Genomic DNA, 18,662 nt, shown 5'->3' with positions numbered 1-18,662 from the left:
TTGCCTGGCCTCCCCTGCCGGACTAGCTGGCGCGCTCCGCACTGGCGGCCGCGCAGAACGCATCGACCTTCGCCGTCGGCCCACAGATGACCAGCTCCTCGCCGCTGCGGACGACGGTCTCCGGGCGGGCGTAGTCGAAGTCCTGGGCGCTGGCCTTCACTCCCACGACGGTGATGCCGAACTTCGTCCGCAACGCCGACTCGGCCAAGGTGCGCCCGCACGCGGACGGAGGGGCGGTCGTACGCGCGATGGCGAACCCGTCGTCGAACTCGAGGTAGTCGGTCATGGAACCGGTCAGCATGTGTGCGACCCGCGCTCCCATGGCCGACTCCGGCAGGACCACGTGATGCGCACCGATCCGTTGCAGGATGCGGGCGTGCTGGGAGTTGATGGCCTTCGCCCAGATCTCGGACACCCCGATGTCGACGAGGTTGACGACCGTCAGGACGCTGGCCTCGATGTCGGTCCCGATCGCGACGACCGCGCGGTCGAAGGTGCCGGCGCCGAGCTGCTCCAACGCCTCCTGATCGGTCGTGTCGGCCTGGACGGTGAAGGTGATGGCGTCCGACCAGCGCTGCACCAGCTCCTGCGACTCATCGACCGCGATGACCTCCCAGCCCTGGTCCACGAGGCTGCTCGCGACCGACGTGCCGAAACGGCCCAGTCCGACCACCAGGGCCGAACGACTGCGGTCGGGTCTGCGGCTTCTCACCGGCATGTCTGCTCCACAGGGCCCATCATGACCCGGCGTCGGCCGCGGACGCGGTGAGGGCACGCAAGGTGCGCTGCAGCTCGGCCACCTCGGTCACGGCAAGACCGGTCGCCTTGGCGATCCTGGCCTGGACAGGGCGCTCGTGAGACCGGAGCGCAGCGCCCGCCTCGGTGAGACTGATCGTGACCGAGCGCTCGTCGTCGTCACGACGACGGCGGGTGATCAGGGCCGACTTCTCCATCCGGCGCAGCAGCGGCGTGAGCGTCCCGTAGTCGAGCTGCAGTGCGCCGCTCAGCTCCTTGACCGTGCACTCCTTCTCGCGCCACAGCACCACGAGCACGAGGTACTGCGGGTAGGTCAGGCCGATCTCCGCAAGCAGCGGACGGTAGACCGCGGTCACGGCACGCGACGCCGCGTACAGGTCGAAGCAGAGCATCTCGGCGAGCGCCGGGTGTCCATCGTCAGCCATCGGGATCTCCTTCGCCACCCAAGTTACCTTGTGTACACTTTAGTTGCTCGCAAGCAAAGTCTCCACCCTGATGACAGGAGCACACCATGCCCACACGCACCGCTCGTACTGCCTGGAACGGCACCCTCGAGAACGGCTCCGGCCAGGTCGAGCTGACCAGCTCGGGCCTCGGCACGTACGAGATGTCGTTCCCCCGTCGCGCGGCTGACGACGCCGCAGGCGTCACGAGCCCCGAGGAGCTCATCGCCGCTGCGCACTCCGCTTGCTTCGCCATGCAGCTCTCTGCGGTCATCGCCGAGGCCGGAGGTACGCCGATTGCCCTTGACGTGAAGGCTGACGTCTCCCTCGGCCCGGACCCCGCCGGTGGTTTCCATCTGACGGGCATCGCCCTGACCGTCGAGGGCGAGGTCGAGGGCCTGGACGCCGATGGGTTCGCCGAGGCAGCCGCAGCCGCTAAGGCCGGGTGCCCGGTCAGCAAGGCCCTGACCGGTGTCGAGATCACGCTGGACGCGTCGCTGGCGTCCTAGCCCACGATCGGTCGTTCCTCGGGCAGCTGGTAGCGGCGACGCCGGCTGCTCAACGCCAACGAGGACGCCACGGTGATGATGCCGACGCGGCCGATGAACATCAGCACCATCAGCACCGCCTCACCGGCGGCAGGCAGCTGGGGCGTGACGTTCGCGGACAGGCCTACGGTCGAGAACGCCGAGATCACCTCGAACATCGCCAGCTCCAACGGCAACGACGTCACCGACACCATGACGATCGTGCCAAGCATCACGCACGCGACGCCGAGCAGCGCGACGGTGAGGGCCTGCCGCTGCGTCTCGGCCGGGATCCTGCGGTGGCCGACGGTGACGTCGCGCTCACCGCGGATCTCGGCCCACATCACGGCGGCCAGGATCAGGAACGTCGTCAGCTTGATGCCGCCTGCCGTGCCCGCACTGCCACCACCGATGAACATCAGCACGTAGCTGATGGTCATCGTCTCGGGACGGATCTGGGCGTAGTCGACCGAGTTGAATCCCGAGGTCCGCGGGAAGACCGTGCCGGCCAGTCCGCCGACGGTCTTGTCCCAGACGCCGAGAGGCCCGAGCGTGCCCGGGTTGCTCCACTCGAACCCGACGAACGCCACCAGTCCGACCACGAACAGCAGAACCGTGCCCTTGATCGTCAGCTGCAGGTGCATCGACCACTGGCGGTACCGGCGGCCGCGCTGCCGCAGCTCGAACAGCACGGGGTAGCCGAGACCGCCCAGCAGCACCCCGAGACACAGCGGGCCGATGATCCAGATGTCGCCGACGAAGCTGATCATCCCGTCGGGGTAGAGAGCAAAGCCGGCGTTGTTGACCGACGACACCCCGTGGAAGACCCCGTGCCAGAGCGCCTGGCCGATGCCAGCGTCGTACGCGGCCCTGAACCTGATGGTCAGCAGCACCGCCACGACCAGCTCGACGACCACGAACAGGGTGACGATCCGCCGCAGCAGGCGGCGTACGTCGCCGAACGTCAGCGTGTGCGCGTCGGCCTGGGCGGCGAGCGTGTCACGCAGGCCGAGCCGGCCGCGTACGACCAGCACCAGCAGCATGGCCAGCGTCATGATGCCGAGGCCGCCGATCTGGACCAGGCAGAGGATGACGCTCTGCCCGAACGGCGTCCAGTAGGTCGAGACGTCCACCGTGGACATACCCGTGATGCAGACGGCGCTCACGCTCGTGAACAGCGCATCCCGGAAGTCGCCCGAGCCCTCCTGGGTCGTGGCCGCCGGGATCATGAGCAGCACGGTGCCGATGGCCGCCGCGAGGAGATAGGCGAGCACCACCATCCGGGTCGGGCGGCCAAGGGATGCACGGACCACGCTGCAGGTGCTCCTCGAACAGTCGGACGTTGGACGGAGATCGTCCACAGCATGTCACCGGCTCCTTCCCACGCTCCGGAGCACGTGCGCCAAGATGACGGTCATGGACCTTCCGCTCGTGCACCGGCTGACGTCCGGTGAGGGTTGGGGCCTGCTGCAGTCGCTCCCGCCCTACGACGAGTCGACGGCGCTCGCCCTCGGCGCCCGGCTGCGGGCCGCAGGCTTCGAGCCCGACCTCGTCGCGGCCGCGCTGACCCAGTCCCAGCTGCGCGCTCGCGCGGTCGACAAGCTCGGCCCGACAGCAGCCGAGATGCTGCTCACCCGTGACGGTCTGGAGCAGGCCACCCGGAGGCCGATCGCCGAGGCTCACGCACAACGATTTGCCGATGCCGGGATCCGCCACGTCTACGACCTGGGTTGCGGAATCGGTTCTGACGCAATGGCTTTCGCGGCTGCCGGACTTCGGGTCAACGCTGTGGATGCGGACGAGGTGACGGCGGCGATCGCCGCCGTCAACCTCCGGCCGTGGACGCGCGCCGCCGTCGAGGAAGCCACCGCCGAGTCGGTGCCGCTGCCGACCGGCGAGGGGGCGCGAGGTGTGGGTGTCTGGCTCGACCCGGCTCGACGCACACCCGGCGTCGCCGACGTCAACGGCAAGACCCGCCGCCTGTTCCGCCTGGAGGACCTGAGCCCGTCGTGGGACGCGGTTCGCGACCTCAGCTCGCGGGTTCCCGGGGCTGGGGCCAAGCTCTCGCCGGCGTTCCCGCACAGCCGGCTTCCGGCTCGCGCCGAAGCCGAGTGGACGTCGTACGACGGCGAGGTCGTCGAGTGCGCGCTGTGGTGGGGCACTCTCGTACGCCGCCCGGGGCGGTCCGCTCGCGTGCTCGGCCGGCGGGTGGATGCCGTGGTCGACGAGACGATGGCGAAGGACGCCGATCCGACGTTGGCCGAGATCGGGCGGCTCGACCGCTACCTCTACGAGGCGGACCGGGCCGTGATCCGGGCCGGCCTGGTCGGTGCGCTGGCCAACGCGGTCGGCGGACGGGAGCTGTCGCCAGGGCTGGGCTACGTCAACGCGTCGCACGAGATGCGGCTCCCCTGGGCACGTCGCTACGCCGTGACGGACGTGCTCCCGTACAACGTCAAGGGGCTGCGCGCCCTGCTGCGCGACCGGCGTGCGGGACGCGTGACGATCAAGAAGCGCGGGGTGTCGGTGGACGCCGACCAGCTGCGTCGACAGCTGCGCCTGAGCGGCGACCAGACGGTGACCATTGTGGTGACGCGGCTGCGGACCACCCAGGTCGTCCTGGTCGTCACGCCGTTCTGACCCGACCCGCTCGACGTCGAGCGCTCACGACTCAGGGTGGCCCAACGCTTTGAGCGCCAGCCGATGCAGCTGTTCGCGCTCGGCCGGATCCAATGCTGCCAGGACCCGGTCCTGAGCCTGCTCGATCTGTCGGTCGACTCGCTTGCGCTGCGCCCTCCCGGCAGGAGTGATCGACAGCTGATAGCGACGTCGGTCATGCGAATCTCGTTGCCGCACAACATAACCCGCTGACTCCAGACCGTCGATCAACCGAACCACATCGCTGCGATCGATGCGCAAGGCATCGGACAGCTGTTGCTGCGACAGGTCGCGCTCCTCGTCCAGGCAGACCAGCACCCAGTGGTCTCGCAACGAGGACCCGGCCTCGGCGTGTGACGCCTTGTGCAGCAGGCCGAGCACATAGGTCGGGAAGCGGAGCAGGCCATCGGGGTGCGGTGTTGTGTCGACCATTCAAGGATTCTACCTATTGTGGGTGTGACCTACTATTGATACTGTCTGCAATTGCTTCGCCCCGCTTTCTAGGAGGTTTGCCATGTCGCAGTCCACGATCACCGACCCGAAGGCCGCCGACGCCATTCCTCGGGAGGTGTGGCGGGTGGCGTGCGTCGTGGTCTTCGGCGCCTTCATGGGCACGTTGGACACCTCGCTGGTCAACATCGGCCTCGAGAGCATCGGCAAGGATCTGCACGCCTCGTTGGACTCCGTGCAGTGGATCGGGAGCGGCTACCTGCTGGCGATGGCCGTGGCCCTCCCCGCGTGCAGCTGGCTCGGACGACGCGTCGGCGCAGGACGGTTGTGGCTCAGTGCGCTCGCCGCCTTCACCCTCATGTCAGCGCTGTGCGCGATCGCTCCCAACATCGAGTGGATGATCGCGCTACGCGTGCTCCAGGGTCTGTCTGCCGGCCTCCTGGTGCCGACAGGACAGAGCATTCTCGGCCAGGTCGCCGGGCCGCAGCGGCTCGGACGCGTGATGAGCACGCTCGGACTCGTCGTGGTCGGCGCGCCCGCGATCGGCCCTGCAGTCGGTGGCGTCATGCTCGAAAACCTCAGCTGGCCATGGCTTTTCGCGATCAACGTCCCTATCGGAGCCGTCGGCCTCGCACTCGGCTTCCGCTATCTGCCCCGGGATGACGGCAGCGCTGCCGGGCCTCTCGACGTCACCGGCCTGCTCCTGAGTGCGGCCGGCCTGTCGCTCGTGCTGTACGCGGTCGGGGAGGTCGGCCGAACCGGCTCCATCACGGGCCTGTCGTCCTGGCTGCCGCTCGTGCTCGGCGTGGTCGCCCTGGTCGCGTTCATCCGCCGGTCGTGGGCCCGTCCCCACGCGATCTTGAACCTCGAGCTGCTGCGCAACAGGGTCTTCGCGTCGGCGACGGCCGTCTCGTGCCTGATGGGTGCGGCGCTGTTCGGGACGATGCTGCTGCTTCCGCTCTACTTCCTGCAGCTGCATGACAAGAGCCTGATCGACACCGGACTCACCCTCATCCCGTTCGGGCTCGGCGGCGCCCTGACGATGCCGGTCGCCGGTCGGATCGTTGATCGCGTCGGCAGCGGCATCGTGGTCGTCTGTGGTTCCGCGATGACACTGGTGACCGTCGTGCCGTTCGCGCTCCTTGGCGCGTCGGCCTCCGCTGCCACGCTCGGCCCGCTGCTCTTCGTGAACGGCGTGGCCATCGGGCTTGCGGCGATGCCGGCGACGACCGCGGCGTACAAGACGGTGCAGCGCTCCCAGATGCCTGATGCGTCGGCTCTCGTGAACATCGCGATGCGGCTCGGCGGTGCGCTGGGCGCCGCACTCCTGGCCGTCGTGCTCTATCGCGGTTCAGCGTCCGGGCTCAGCCTCGAGACGTCGTTCCACCGGGCGTACTGGTGCCTCTCGGCCACCTGCGCCCTGGCTCTTGTCGCGTCAGCATTCCTGTGGCGGACCCTCCGCAACGCGCGGTAGGCGCCCGATCACTTTGCAGGCCAACGGTTTTGGGGAGGTGCCGTCAGCAGCCGGCGCCGACCTTCCAACGGCCGACGTCGACCGGCAGCGTGCCGGACGCCTTCTGCTTGCCGGTCAGCACGTCGACGACAGCTGTGAAGGTCGCGGAAGTGCGACCGAAGGCCGCGATCCGCGTCGCAGCCGCGGGGCCCGCGCTGAGGGCGTACGGCGTATCGAGACTGACCATGACTTGTCCGCTGCCGCCCTCATCGCCACTGGCCTTGCCGCTGCCGGCGTTGTAGGCCCCTCCGCCGAGGAGGCGGACGGTCGTACCGCTGCCGACCCGGAGCCCGGCCTTGCGCGCCGCTGCCTCGAAACGTGCCCTGTCACGAGCGGTGCCACCGGAGACCCGTACGCCGTCGCCGACGGCACGTTGGCCGCAGGTGCCGGAGATCTGGGTCACCGAGGCGCGGGCGAGCGCGAGCGCGTCGGCCTGGTGGGCACCGACGGCCGACGCCGCGGGTTGGGCGGTGGTCGTACGACGCATGGTCGCCACGATCCGCGCCGCCGACTCGATGAGCCGGTCGCGGGTCAGCTCTCCGGAGCCGACTGCGGCCGTGATCGCCTTGACGGACGCGCTCGGGTCGGCCGGCATGAGCAGCACGTCCGCACCGGCCTTGAGCGCCTGGACAGCCCCGCGCGCTGGTCCGTAGCGCTGCTGGACGGCGCCCATCTGGAGCGCGTCGGTGATGATCAGGCCCTTGAAACCCATCTGCTGGCGCAGGACGCCGGTCAGCACAGGCTTGCTCATGGTCGACGGCGCGCTCGGGTCGACCATGTTGAGCACGACGTGCGCAGACATGACGGCCGGAGCCCCGCTCCCGACCAGCTGCTGGAACGGCACCAGGTCGCGCTTCTTCAGCACGCCCAGCGAGGCACCCTGCACGGGCAGCCCGACGTGGCTGTCGGTCGTCACGGAGCCATGGCCCGGGAAGTGCTTGACGACGGGGACGACGCCTGCCTGGGTGTAGCCCTTGACCTGCGCCACCGCCGTGCTCGCCACCCGCTGCGGGTCGGAGCCGGGCGAGCGTACGCCGACGGTCGGGTCGTGCGCGCCGATCGTCACGTCCGCGTCTGGGGCGAACACCATCGTCATGCCGAGGGCACGTAGCTCCTGGCCGATGCCCTGCGCGGTGCGGGTCGCGAGCGCCGGATCGTGCGCGGCGCCGTACGCCATCCCCGACGGCAGCTCGGTGACCGGCGAACCGAGCCGTGCGACCGGACCACCTTCCTGGTCGACCGAGATGATGGCCGGCCAGTCGCGGCCGTCGGTGCGCATCGCGTCCTGGGCGCGCTGCGACGTCGCCCGCAGGTCGCGGGTCATGGTGCTGCCGCTGGGCACGTTGCCCGGAAACAGGATGACGCCGCCGAGGTGCTCGTTCTTGATCACCTTGGCGATGGAGTCCTCGCCGCTGCCGGTGTAGAACCCGACGATCAGCTGCGCCGCCAGTCGATCGGTGGGCAGCTTGCTGACGTCCTGGCGGGCCTTGGCGAGGTCAGCCTCGGTCGGCAGACCAGCGCTCGGACCAGTGGTCGCGGAGGGCGTCGGAGCGGCCGTCCGCTGGGGAACCGGCGTGACCGATCGGTTGCCGGTCGGGAGAGAGGCAGAAGGAACGAGCGTCCGCGAAGGCGACGCCGCGCCGTCATCACTGCCGCTCGAGCAGCCAGCGAGCAAAGCCGCGGCGCAGGCGATGACCAGCGGTCGGCGTACGTGCGTCCTCATGCCTGAACCGTCCTCACAGGGAGAGACGAGTCAGCGGGCAGGGCGAGGTCCGACGGCGGCAGACCCCGCTGGACCATCTGGGAGCCCAGCGCCGCGACCATCGCGCCGTTGTCGGTGCAGAGCCGAATCCTGGGCACTCGCAAGCGAATTCCGGCCTCAGCGCAGCGCTCCTCGGCAAGGGCACGCAGCTGCGAGTTGGCCGTCACTCCCCCGCCGATCTGCAGATCCTCGATGCCCTGCTCAGTGCATGCGAGGACGGCCTTGCGGGTCAGCACGTCGGCCACCGCGTGGCTGAAGCTCGCCGCGACGTCGTTGACCGGGACCGGCTCACCGGCTCGCTCGCGCGCTTCGACCCATCGCACGACGGCCGTCTTGAGACCGGAGAAGGAGTAGTCGTAGCGGTGTCGGTCCATGTCCTTGCGGGACGTGAGGCCACGCGGGAAGGCGATCGCGTCCCGGTCGCCCTCACGAGCGGCTTGGTCGATGTGCGGACCACCCGGGTAGGGCAGGCCGAGCACCCGGGCGACCTTGTCGTACGCCTCCCCCGCCGCGTCGTCGATCGTGCCGCCGAGCTCCTCGATGTCAGAGGCGATGTCGCGGACGACGAGCAGGTTGGTGTGGCCGCCGGACACCAGTAGCGCGACGGTCGGCTCGGGCAGCGGACCGTGGTCGAGCACATCGGCGCAGACGTGGGCAGCGAGGTGGTTGACGCCGTAGAGCGGCTTGTCGAGGCACAGCGCAAGGGCCTTGGCACTGGCGACGCCGACCATCAGCGCACCGGCGAGACCCGGGCCCGAGGTGACGGCGATCGCGTCGACGTCGTCGAGCTTGTGGCCCGACTCCTCACAGGCCCGCTCGATCATCGGGATGATCGACTCCAGGTGCGCGCGGCTGGCCACCTCGGGCACGACGCCACCGAAGCGCGCGTGCTCGTCGACACTGCTCGCGAGCGCGTCGCCGACAAGGATGTTGCCTCGGACGAACGCCACCCCGGTCTCGTCGCAGCTGGACTCGATGCCGAGGACGAGAGGCCCGTCGGACTGCCCACCGCGGGTCGACCCCATTGGCGTGGTCGCGCCGTCAGACATGGCTCTCCTTGAGCAGCTTGCGCAGGATCAGGGCGTCGACGTCACCCGGCTGGACAGCGCCCGTTCCACCAGGCTCCTCCTCCGACCGCTCTCGCAGGCTCGATCGGGTCGGCATCGTCGCCTTGTAGTAACGGCGCCGCACTGAGATCTGCTCAAAACCGTTGCGGTCGTAGAGTTTTCGAGCGGGAGCGTTGTCGGCACGCACTTCGAGCAGAAGTGACTCGGCGCCGCCGTCGCGGGCGGTGTCGACCATCCAGTCCATCAGCTGCTGACCGAGCCCGCTGCCCTGCGCCGCAGGCGCAACGGCAACCGTCATCACATCGGCGACGTCGCCCGCTCGGTCGACCCCGGCGTACCCGACAATGTCCGCACCGTCCTCGGCGACGACGTACGCCCGCCGCGGCCGGCCGGCGAGCTCGCCCCACCAGCTGGCCGGGGACCAGGCGTCGTCAGCGAACAGCGCACGCTCCAGCTCGGCCAGCGTCTCGATGTCGGTCCATCGCAGCTCACGCAGTGCCGTCATGCTGTCGACACCGGCTTGCGCTCGGACTGGGGTACGGCATCCGGTCGCCGCAGATAGAGGGGCTGCGGCTCCAGCAGCTCCTCACCACGGCGCAACGCACCCATCGCGAAGGTAGCCAGCGCACCGGCACCCACGTCGAGCTGTGGCAGCGCGTGCGGGAGAGCATCGGGATAGAGCAGCGGTCCGCGACCGGCGGTCGGCAGACCGCGCAGGTGAGCCGGCAGGTCTGCGGCACGCGCGACGTCAGGACCGTCCGAGCGGCGTACGCCCTGGTCGGTCACGTCGTAGGCCGCCCAGTAGACCTCCTTGCGGCGAGCGTCGGTCGCCACGAGGAACCGCGTCCGCTCGCCGTCGGCCATGACACCGTGCGCGAGCGCGTCGAGGCTGCACACACCATGGACGGGTACGCCGAGGGCCAGGCCCATCGTCCGCGCCGTCACCACGCCGACGCGCAGCCCGGTGAACGGACCCGGACCGACACCGACCGCGATCGCGCTGAGGTCGCGCGGCCGCAGCCCGGCCGCCCGCAAGGTGTCGCGGATGCTCGGCGCCAGCAGCTCGGTGTGCCTGCGGGCATCACTGGTGCTGTGCTCGGCGACCACCGTGGCACCGTCGTGGACGGCGACGGTGACCGCCTGGGTCGCGGTGTCAATGGCTAGCAGCACGCCGGTCAGGCTAACGACCGAGTCTGTCCCCCACCCAATCGCCGCGACGATCGTTCAGACATCTCGTGCCCCAGAGGGCACGGAATGTCAGGTTGATCGTCCGGACCGATCGCCGGCGAGGGCGGCCAGGACCTCGTCCCAGCGGTCGCCTACGGCGGTCAGATGCAGACTGCGGTCGTCGGTGCCGGTCAGCACGATCTCCAGGCGCTGCTCGCTCAGGCTCTCGGCGAGTCCGGCGCCCCATTCGATGACCGTCACGGCCTCGTCGAGCTCGGCATCGAGGTCCAGGTCATCGAGCTCGGCCGCGCCACCCAGCCGGTAGGCGTCGACGTGCACCAGCTCGGGCCCGTCCCCCAGCGACGGATGCACCCGGGCGACCACGAACGTCGGCGACGTGATCGGGCCGCGGACCTTGAGACCGCGCCCGATGCCCTGCGTGAACGTCGTCTTGCCCGCGCCCAGGCCACCCGTCAGTACGACCAGGTCGCCGGCTCGCAGCAGGTCGCCGAGCCGCTCCCCCAGCGCTTGGGTCTCCTCGGCGTCAGCAGCGGTGAGGACGACCGGCTCAGGCACCCTGACCTGCCCGACCTCGCGACCGGGACGAAGAGCCGCGCCGACGACCGGCGATGTCGGTCACCGTGCGGCGCATCAGGGGCGTACGACGGCGAGGCTTCTCGACGGCCCGCTCCGCGCGCTTGAGCAGGGCGAGCAGCTCGTCGTTGACCAGGTCGGGATACTCGAGCATGAGCACGTGCCCGCCATCCTTGACGACGACGTGCTCGGCGCCGGGGATGGCCGCCACGATCGCCTCGGAGTGGTCCGGCGGTGTGATGCGGTCGACGGTGCCGTTCATGACGAGCGTCTCGATGCCGTCGAAGCTGTGCAGGATGTCGAAGCGGTGGTGCTCCTGCAGCGTGGGCAGGAACGCCCCGATGACGTGCAGCCGCGTCGAGAAGATCATGTCCGCGGTCAGCCGGATGATCTCTTGCGGCACATGTGAACCGAACGAGAAGTGGTGCACCGCAAGCTCTTCGACGTCCTTGCCGGCCTTGAGCGCCTGCGCCACGAGATCCTGCTGGTCGCCCAGCCGTGACACCGCACCCGGGCCGAGCCGGTGCACGACCGCACCCAGCCGCTGGCCCAGTCCCCAGTGCACATCGCGCAGACCGCCGGCGCTGGTTGAGAGCAGTCCCGCACCGATCACCCGGTCGCGGAAGGCCTCGGGGTGCTGCTCGGCGTACGCCATCACGGTCATGCCACCCATCGAGTGGCCGATGAGCGCGACGGGGCCCTCGGGCGCGGCGGCAGCGATCACGGAGGCGAGGTCGCGACCGAGCTGGGCGATCTCGTACGACGAGTCCTCGCCCTCCTCGGACTGACCGTGGCCGCGGTGGTCCCAGAGCACGACCCGGTAGCCGGCGTCGCGCAGCGCCCGTCGCTGGAACACCCAGCCGGTGAGGTTGAGCGTGTAGCCGTGCGTGAGCACCACCGTGACGCCGGTCGCCTCACCGCGCGGCTCGTCGATCTCGACGTGCAGCGGCACACCGTCGTCGGCGATGACGACCAGCTCTTCGTCCGGGATCTCTACGAACTGCGGGTCGATGTCGACCCGGTGGGCCTCGACGCGTCGGCGCATGAGACGGCCGACGGACAAGCCGACGGCTGCGGTCGCTCCCGCCGCCGCCAGCCCGATCCCCAGGCCGACGAGGGAACGCGATGGACGGTCGCTCATGCGCCTTCTCCTACATAGACACGCGGCAGCCGGCTGCTGATGCGCGTGACGATCTCGTACGAGATGGTGCCGACGGCGTCCGCCCAGTCCTGCGCGGTCGGCTCGCCGTGGTCGCCGGGTCCGAAGAGGACGATCTCTGCGCCGGCCTCGACGGGGAGATCGCCGACGTCGACGACGAACTGATCCATACAGACCCGCCCGGCGACGGTGAAACGCTTGCCCTCGATGGCGACAGGCCCCACCGCGGAGGCGGCACGCGGCACACCGTCCGCATATCCGGCGGGTACGTCGACCAGCGTCGTCTCCCTGGGCGTCACATAGGTGTGCCCGTAGCTCACGCCCTGACCCGCCGGCACCCGCTTCACGACGGTCGCCCGCGCGGCCATCGTCATGGCCGGGCGGAGCCCGAACGACGCAGCGTCGCCGAGGTCCGGCACCGGCGTCAGGCCGTAGACGGACAGGCCCGGACGCACCATGTCCCAGGCCGCGGACGGGGTGGTCAGGGTGGCCGCTGAGTTGGACATGTGGCGTACGTCCGGCTTGAGACCCGCGCGCTCGGCATCCGCGACGCGCTCACGGAACAGCTCCTGCTGCTGGAGCACGGTCGGGTGCTGCGGTGAGTCGGCGTAGGCGAAGTGGGTGAAGACGCCGGTCACGTCGATGACGCCCTCGGCCTGAAGCCGCGCCGCCGCATCGCGCAGCAGGTCCCAGTCCTTGCCGTAGGCGCCGTTGCGGGCGAGGCCGGTGTCAGCCTTGAGCTGTACGCGCGCGGTCCGGCCCTCGTCGCGCGCCGCCTGGGCCACGGCCTCGATCTCCCAGACTGCGGGGACCCCGATGTCGATGCCCTCGCGCACCGCGGGGGCGAAGTTCACACCCGGCGCGTGCAACCAGGTGAGCAACGGCGCGTCGACGCCGGCCGCACGCAGCTCGAGGGCCTCGGCCATCTGAGCCACGCCGAGCCACGTCGCTCCGCCCCGCAAGGCAGCCCGCGCACTCGGCACCAGGCCATGGCCGTACGCGTCGCCCTTGACGACCGCCATGACGGCAGCGTCGCCGGCCCGCTCCTTGAGCGATGCCACGTTGCTCGCGATCGCGTCAAGATCGATGGTGACCCACGCCGTGGGCTGATCCGTGCTCATCGGCCCCAGCATGGCATCAGGCCTCCCGGCGTACCCAACCGAGTGACGCTCAACACACGTGAGCCGGGTCGCTCCCGCCGCGGTTGCGGCCGCGGGCCGAGCAGTGACCACTCGAGCCGGCTCTCAGAAAGCAGCCGTGTCAGGGCTGGGCGAGCTCGATCACCTCGGCGCCGGGCAGCCCACCGAGCAGCGCGCCGTCGAGCGCGATCTTGGAGCTGCGTACGCCACCGCCGATGACCACGGTGCCTGCGGCCGCGACGCGCGCATCGACCAGGATCGGCCAGTCCTGGGGCAGGCCGATCGGCGTGATGCCACCGAACTCCATGCCAGACGCCGACGTCGCTTCGTCCATCGAGGCGAAGGAGATCTTGCGAGCGTCGAGGTGCTTGCGGACGGTCTTGTTGATGTCCGCGCGGTCGGTCGCCAGGACCATGCACGCCGCGAGGGTGCGCTGGTCCCCGCGCCGCGCCTCGACGATCACGCAGTTGGCCGACTGCTCGAGCGTGACGCCGTACTCCTCGCAGAACGCCGCCGTGTCGGCCAGGTCCGGGTCGACCGGAGTGACCCACACGTCGCCCGGCAAGGACGCGGCCGCCACCGCATCGGCGACGAGCTCGGGATGGTCGGCGAGCGGCTGCCACGAGAGGCGGCCGAGGACAAGATCAGTCATGCGGGCACGTTAACCGGGCGGTCAGCGGCTCAGCAGACGGGCAACCGTCCGGCCGAGCTGGTGGGCCACATCCATCGCGCGCACCGGGCCTCCGGGGTTGGCGTCATCCGCGGCGACGCCGTGCACGAGAGCCGCGAGCGACCCCGCGTCCAGCGGCGACAGGCCACTGGCCAGCAATGCCCCGGCCAGTCCCGCCAGCACGTCGCCGGCGCCGGCTGTGGCCAGCCACGAGGGGCCGTCGGACTGTGAACGGATCGGCAGCCCTGCCGACGTCGGGGGTACGACGACGGTCACCGCTCCCTTGAGCAGCACCGTCACATCCAGCCGGTCGGCCACCGCCTGAGCGACATCGACGGGCGTACGCCTGACCTGGTCGTCATCGGCGTCGGCGAGCTCGAGTCGGCGGGCCAGGCGGAGGAGCTCGCCCGCGTGAGGCGTGAGAAGCGTTGGAGCAGAACGCGATTCGTCGATCAGGTCGAGCCCGCCGGCGTCAAGCAGCACGGGCAGATCAGACTCCAGCGCATCGCGTGCTGCGGCCAGCTGCTCCTCGTCAGCCTGCTCGACGTCCAGGCCGGACCCGATGGACCAGGCCTGGACCCGACCGACGCCGAAGACCGCCTCCGGGACCGCCGCACGGAGCAGGTCGGTCGGGTGGCGCGGTCCGACGTAGCGGACCATCCCGACCCCGGCCGTGACCGCGGCCGTCACCGACATCAGCGCAGCGCCGGTGTAGAGCTCACCGCCGGCAACGACGCCGAGGACGCCACGCGAGTACTTGTCGTCGTCCGGCCCAGGCACCGGCCACAGCCGTGCGACGTCTTCGTGGGTGAGTCGCTCCACGGCCGGGCTCGACGGCTCGGCCACACCGATGTCGACCACGGTCAGCAGACCCGTCGCCGGCTCGGTCGGAGGCAGCAGGTGCACCGGTTTGGTGAGGCTGAAGGTCACGGTCTCGTCGGCGTACACCGTCTCGGACCAGGTCCGGCCGGCTGGATCGGCGCCTGAGGGCAGGTCAACCGCGATGACGTAGGCGTCCTCGCCGATCAGCTCCGGGAGCGCGACGAGGTGCTCAGGCAGACCGGGCCGGCCACCGATCCCGGTGATGCCGTCCAGCACTACGTCAGCCTCCGCTAGCGCCGCACGCACCTCGGGCGACGCCTCGCCGCCTCGCCACTCGAGAACGGACACTCCGGCCCCACTCGCAGCGGCCACGCCGCCGTCATGAGCATGGCTCCCGACGAGGACGACCTCGACGGGGTGGTCGGCGCGCGCGAGGTGAGCGGCGGCGTACAACACATCGCCTCCGTTGTCGCCTGAGCCGACGAGGACGGCGACGCCGCCGGCGCGCTCGCTCAGTCGGGCGATGGCGACCTCCGCCAGGCCGAGAGCGGCTCGCTGCATCAGCTCACCGTCGAAGAGGTCCTCCATCGCTGACGCCTCGGCTGCGCGCACCTGGCCGACGGCGTACGCCCGGATCATGCTCAGCCCTCCGCGACGACGACCGCGGAGGCGATGCCGGCGTCGTGGCTCATGGACAGGTGGAAGGACTGGATGCCCAGGTCGTTCGCCCGCGACTGCACTGTGCCGGTGATGACGAGGTAGGGCTGTCCGCCGTCGCGACGCGCGACCGTCGCGTCGGTCCAGTGCATACCGGCCGGCGCACCGAGGGCCTTGGCGAGTGCTTCTTTGGCGGCGAAGCGGGCGGCCAGCGAGTTGATCGGCAGTGACGCCTCGTCCACCGTGAACAGGCGGTCACGCAGAGCCGGCGTCCGCTCCAGCGTCTGCTCGAACCGCGCTACGTCGACCACGTCGATCCCGACCCCGACAATCACTCGACCGTGACCGACTTCGCGAGGTTGCGCGGCTGGTCGACGTCCAGGCCCTTGGCCGTGGACAGCTCCAGGGCGAACACCTGCAGGGGTACGACGGTGAGCAGCGGGGCGAGCATCGGCGACGTCGCCGGCACCCGCAGGATCTCGTCGGCGAACGGCTCGACCGCCGTGTCGCCCTCCTGCGCGATGACCAGGGTCCGGGCGCCACGAGCGCGGATCTCCTGGATGTTGGAGACGACCTTGCCGTGCAGGCCGTGCGGAGTGTCCGGCCCGGGCACCACGATGAACACCGGCTGTCCGGGCTCGATCAACGCGATCGGACCGTGCTTGAGCTCACCGGCGGCGAAACCCTCCGCGTGGATGTAGGCCAGCTCCTTGAGCTTGAGCGCGCCCTCCATCGCCACGGGATAGCCGACGTGCCGACCAAGGAACAGCACCGAGCGGGTGTCGGCCATGAAGCGAGCGATCTCGCGGACGCGGTCCAGGTCGCCGAGCAGCTTCTCGATCTTGTCCGGCACCTCCTGCAGCTCTTTGAGGACCGCGTGCGCGTCATCGGCGTACGACCCGCCGCGCAGCTGGGCGAGGTAAAGGCCGAGGACGTAGCAAGCGGTGATCTGCGCCAGGAACGCCTTGGTCGAGGCGACCGCGATCTCCGGCCCGGCGTGGGTGTAGAGCACCGCGTCAGACTCGCGCGGGATCGTCGAGCCGTGCGTGTTGCAGACCGACACGGTCAATGCGCCCAGGTCGCGAGCGTGCTTGACCGCCATCAGCGTGTCCATGGTCTCGCCGGACTGGCTGATGGAGACGACGAGCGTGCGCTCGCTGACGATCGGGTCGCAGTAGCGGAACTCGTGCGCCAGCGCGACCTCCACCGGGATGCGCGTCCAGTGCTCGATGGCGTACTTGGCGACCATGCCGGCGTACGCCGCCGTGCCGCAGGCGACGATCGTGATCCGGTCGACGGCCTTGAGCTGCTCCTCCGAGATGCGCAGCTCGTCGAGCACGAGGTGTCCAGCCTCGTCCGTGCGACCCAGGAGCGTGTCGCCGACAGCGTGCGGCTGCTCGTGGATCTCCTTCTCCATGAAGGTGTCGTAGCCGCCCTTCTCGGCGGCCGCGGCGTCCCAGGTGACCTCGAACGCCTTGCCCTGCGCGGGCGTACCGTCGAAGTTGATGACCGATGCGCCCTCGGGTGTGATCGTGACGATCTGGTCCTGCTCCAGCTCCAGCGCGTGACGGGTGTAACCGATGAACGCCGCGACGTCGGAGCCCAGGAAGTTCTCTCCCTCGCCGAGTCCGACCACAAGCGGGCTGTTGCGACGAGCACCGACGACGACACCAGGCTGGTCGGCGTGCACCGCGAGCAGGGTGAACGCGCCCTCGAGCTGGTCCACGACGGTGCGCATCGCCTCGGTGAGATCGCCGGCGTACGCCCGTGACAAGAGCTGGGCGACGACCTCGGTGTCGGTCTCGGAGACGAACTCGACGCCGTCGGCGGTCAGGGTGGACTTCAGCGCGTGGAAGTTCTCGATGATGCCGTTGTGGATGACCGCCAGCTTGCTGTCGGTGCCGCCGCGATGCGGGTGGGCGTTGGCATCCGTGGGGCCGCCGTGCGTCGCCCAACGGGTGTGGCCGATGCCGGTGCTGGACTGTGGCAGGGGCGCGCTCTGCAGCTCCTCGAGGAGGTTGGCGAGCTTGCCGGCCTTCTTCGCGGTCGACACGCTGTCGCCGGTGACGAGGGCTACTCCAGCCGAGTCGTAACCGCGATATTCGAGCCGGGCCAGGCCCTCGAGTACGACGTCCTGGGCCTTGCCGTCGACGTTCGAGCCGACGTATCCGACGATTCCACACATGGCGGGCAGCCTAGGGCCTCCCCGGCCGACCCTGGACGACCTGTGCTGTTTCGGCCAGCTCCTCCTCCGGCCGACGTCGCAGGCTCCGTCGGTCCGGCATCGTCGCCTGGCACGATGTCCGGGTGACCCGACACACCGGCGAGCTGGCCATACCCCTCCTGCCGTCTCCGTACGTGGAGCTGGACCGCGAGGACTGGGCCCGGCTCCGGCACACGCACCCCCTGAGCCTCGACGCGGCCGATGTCGACCGGTTGTCCGGTCTCGGCGAGCCGATCGACCTGCGCGAGGTCGAGGAGGTCTACCTCCCCATCTCGCGGCTGCTCAACTTCTACGTCGGCGCCACGTCAGGCCTGCATCGAGTCACATCGGCGTTCCTGGACGAACGGCCGGCCAAGACGCCCTTCATCATCGGCATCGCCGGGTCCGTCGCAGTCGGCAAGTCGACCACGGCCCGTGTGCTGCGCGAGCTGCTCTCGCGCTGGGAGGACACCCCTCGCGTCGAGCTCATCACGACCGATGGATTCCTGCTGCCCAACGCCGAGCTCAAGAAGCGAGGACTGTTGGAGCGCAAGGGTTTTCCCGAGTCGTACGACCGTCGCGCGTTGATCAGGTTCGTCTCGGAGGTCAAGTCCGGCAAGCCTCAGGTGACCGCGCCGGTCTACTCGCACCTGTCGTACGACATCGTCCCGGACGAGAAGATCGTGGTGCGTCAGCCCGATGTCCTGATCGTCGAGGGCCTCAACGTGCTGCAGCCGGCGCCCCTGTCCATGGACTACCCGTCGACGCTGGCGCTGTCGGACTTCTTCGACTTCTCGGTCTACGTCGATGCGGCTGAGCGCGACATCCGTCGGTGGTACGTCGACCGCTTCCTCTCCCTGCGCAAGACGGCCTTCGCCGACCCGCAGTCCTACTTCCACCGCTTCGCGTCGCTGTCCGACACCGATGCGGTCAACCGCGCGACGGAGATCTGGGAATCGATCAACTACCCCAACCTGATGGAGAACATCGAGACCACCCGTGGCCGGGCGACGCTGGTCATGCAGAAGGGCTCGGACCACGCCGTCCAGCAGGTCCTGCTGCGCAAGCTCTGAGC

19 protein-coding genes are annotated in these 18,662 nt (G+C 69.8%); 4 read left to right on the top strand and 15 right to left on the bottom strand.

The window, feature by feature from the left end:
* Positions 1-22: 22 nt before the first annotated feature.
* Together VV02_RS09345 and VV02_RS09340 are read right to left on the bottom strand one after the other, a co-directional pair.
* Positions 23-718 carry a potassium channel family protein gene (locus VV02_RS09345; RefSeq protein ID WP_052591154.1) on the bottom strand — a complete coding sequence of 232 codons (696 nt, stop codon included), beginning with the start codon at positions 716-718 and terminating at the stop codon, positions 23-25.
* A 19-nt stretch (positions 719-737) separates the two neighbouring features.
* Complete coding sequence (locus VV02_RS09340) at positions 738-1,181, bottom strand: MarR family winged helix-turn-helix transcriptional regulator (protein WP_052591152.1); 444 nt, start codon at positions 1,179-1,181, stop codon at positions 738-740.
* An 86-nt stretch (positions 1,182-1,267) separates the two neighbouring features.
* Here VV02_RS09340 and VV02_RS09335 point away from each other — a divergent pair, with 86 nt between their 5' ends.
* Positions 1,268-1,708 (top strand): OsmC family peroxiredoxin, encoded by a 441-nt coding sequence (locus VV02_RS09335; protein ID WP_052591150.1) that lies wholly within the window; start codon positions 1,268-1,270, stop codon positions 1,706-1,708.
* Here VV02_RS09335 and VV02_RS09330 read toward each other — a convergent pair.
* A complete protein-coding gene (locus VV02_RS09330) occupies positions 1,705-3,039 on the bottom strand; it encodes a TrkH family potassium uptake protein (protein WP_245633033.1) in 1,335 nt (444 codons plus the stop codon). The genes VV02_RS09335 and VV02_RS09330 overlap by 4 nt on opposite strands.
* 103 nt (positions 3,040-3,142) lie before the next feature.
* Between VV02_RS09330 and VV02_RS09325 the strand changes: the two genes are divergently transcribed.
* On the top strand, positions 3,143-4,366 hold the full coding sequence (locus VV02_RS09325) for a class I SAM-dependent methyltransferase (protein ID WP_052596767.1): 1,224 nt from the start codon (positions 3,143-3,145) through the stop codon (positions 4,364-4,366).
* Between the two features lie 24 nt (positions 4,367-4,390).
* On the opposite strand, the gene VV02_RS09320 is transcribed toward VV02_RS09325, so the two are convergent.
* A complete protein-coding gene (locus VV02_RS09320) occupies positions 4,391-4,816 on the bottom strand; it encodes a MarR family winged helix-turn-helix transcriptional regulator (protein ID WP_052591147.1) in 426 nt (141 codons plus the stop codon).
* A gap of 82 nt (positions 4,817-4,898) precedes the next feature.
* Here VV02_RS09320 and VV02_RS09315 point away from each other — a divergent pair, with 82 nt between their 5' ends.
* Positions 4,899-6,308 carry a DHA2 family efflux MFS transporter permease subunit gene (locus VV02_RS09315; RefSeq protein WP_218917393.1) on the top strand — a complete coding sequence of 470 codons (1,410 nt, stop codon included), beginning with the start codon at positions 4,899-4,901 and terminating at the stop codon, positions 6,306-6,308.
* 43 nt (positions 6,309-6,351) lie between these two features.
* Here VV02_RS09315 and VV02_RS09310 read toward each other — a convergent pair whose 3' ends face one another.
* The 11 genes from VV02_RS09310 to glmS form a co-directional block, all read right to left on the bottom strand.
* Positions 6,352-8,070: a glycoside hydrolase family 3 protein gene (locus VV02_RS09310; RefSeq protein WP_052591146.1), complete on the bottom strand. Its 1,719-nt coding sequence runs from the start codon at positions 8,068-8,070 to the stop codon at positions 6,352-6,354.
* Positions 8,067-9,158 carry a tRNA (adenosine(37)-N6)-threonylcarbamoyltransferase complex transferase subunit TsaD gene (gene tsaD, locus VV02_RS09305; RefSeq protein WP_245633032.1) on the bottom strand — a complete coding sequence of 364 codons (1,092 nt, stop codon included), beginning with the start codon at positions 9,156-9,158 and terminating at the stop codon, positions 8,067-8,069. The genes VV02_RS09310 and tsaD overlap by 4 nt, the downstream gene beginning before the upstream one ends.
* On the bottom strand, positions 9,151-9,681 hold the full coding sequence (rimI, locus tag VV02_RS09300) for a ribosomal protein S18-alanine N-acetyltransferase (RefSeq protein WP_083450040.1): 531 nt from the start codon (positions 9,679-9,681) through the stop codon (positions 9,151-9,153). Before rimI ends, tsaD begins: the two co-directional genes overlap by 8 nt.
* Entirely contained in the window at positions 9,678-10,346 is a 669-nt protein-coding gene (tsaB, locus tag VV02_RS09295; RefSeq protein WP_052591143.1) for a tRNA (adenosine(37)-N6)-threonylcarbamoyltransferase complex dimerization subunit type 1 TsaB, read from the bottom strand. The genes rimI and tsaB overlap by 4 nt, the downstream gene beginning before the upstream one ends.
* A gap of 87 nt (positions 10,347-10,433) precedes the next feature.
* Positions 10,434-10,919 (bottom strand): tRNA (adenosine(37)-N6)-threonylcarbamoyltransferase complex ATPase subunit type 1 TsaE, encoded by a 486-nt coding sequence (gene tsaE / locus VV02_RS09290; protein ID WP_052591141.1) that lies wholly within the window; start codon positions 10,917-10,919, stop codon positions 10,434-10,436.
* Positions 10,912-12,078 carry an alpha/beta fold hydrolase gene (locus VV02_RS09285; RefSeq protein ID WP_052591139.1) on the bottom strand — a complete coding sequence of 389 codons (1,167 nt, stop codon included), beginning with the start codon at positions 12,076-12,078 and terminating at the stop codon, positions 10,912-10,914. The genes tsaE and VV02_RS09285 overlap by 8 nt, the downstream gene beginning before the upstream one ends.
* Complete coding sequence (gene alr / locus VV02_RS09280; RefSeq protein WP_218917392.1) at positions 12,075-13,217, bottom strand: alanine racemase; 1,143 nt, start codon at positions 13,215-13,217, stop codon at positions 12,075-12,077. Before alr ends, VV02_RS09285 begins: the two co-directional genes overlap by 4 nt.
* Positions 13,218-13,356: 139 nt before the next feature.
* Complete coding sequence (locus VV02_RS09275) at positions 13,357-13,887, bottom strand: YbaK/EbsC family protein (protein WP_052591136.1); 531 nt, start codon at positions 13,885-13,887, stop codon at positions 13,357-13,359.
* A gap of 21 nt (positions 13,888-13,908) precedes the next feature.
* Entirely contained in the window at positions 13,909-15,366 is a 1,458-nt protein-coding gene (locus VV02_RS09270; RefSeq protein ID WP_052591133.1) for a bifunctional ADP-dependent NAD(P)H-hydrate dehydratase/NAD(P)H-hydrate epimerase, read from the bottom strand.
* 2 nt (positions 15,367-15,368) lie between these two features.
* Positions 15,369-15,719 (bottom strand): holo-ACP synthase, encoded by a 351-nt coding sequence (locus VV02_RS09265; protein WP_052591131.1) that lies wholly within the window; start codon positions 15,717-15,719, stop codon positions 15,369-15,371.
* Positions 15,716-17,569, bottom strand: coding sequence for a glutamine--fructose-6-phosphate transaminase (isomerizing) (gene glmS / locus VV02_RS09260; protein ID WP_052591126.1), 1,854 nt, complete (start codon positions 17,567-17,569; stop codon positions 15,716-15,718). Before glmS ends, VV02_RS09265 begins: the two co-directional genes overlap by 4 nt.
* Positions 17,570-17,691: 122 nt before the next feature.
* Here glmS and coaA point away from each other — a divergent pair, with 122 nt between their 5' ends.
* The gene (gene coaA / locus VV02_RS09255; RefSeq protein ID WP_052591122.1) at positions 17,692-18,660 is read left to right on the top strand and encodes a type I pantothenate kinase; all 969 of its coding nucleotides are present in this window, start codon (positions 17,692-17,694) and stop codon (positions 18,658-18,660) included.
* Positions 18,661-18,662: the final 2 nt, after the last annotated feature.

The sequence above is a fragment of the Luteipulveratus mongoliensis genome (assembly GCF_001190945.1).
In the GTDB taxonomy this organism is placed as follows: domain Bacteria; phylum Actinomycetota; class Actinomycetes; order Actinomycetales; family Dermatophilaceae; genus Luteipulveratus; species Luteipulveratus mongoliensis.
Note: the sequence above shows the minus strand (reverse complement) of the source record. Positions and strands in the feature narration are given on the sequence as shown.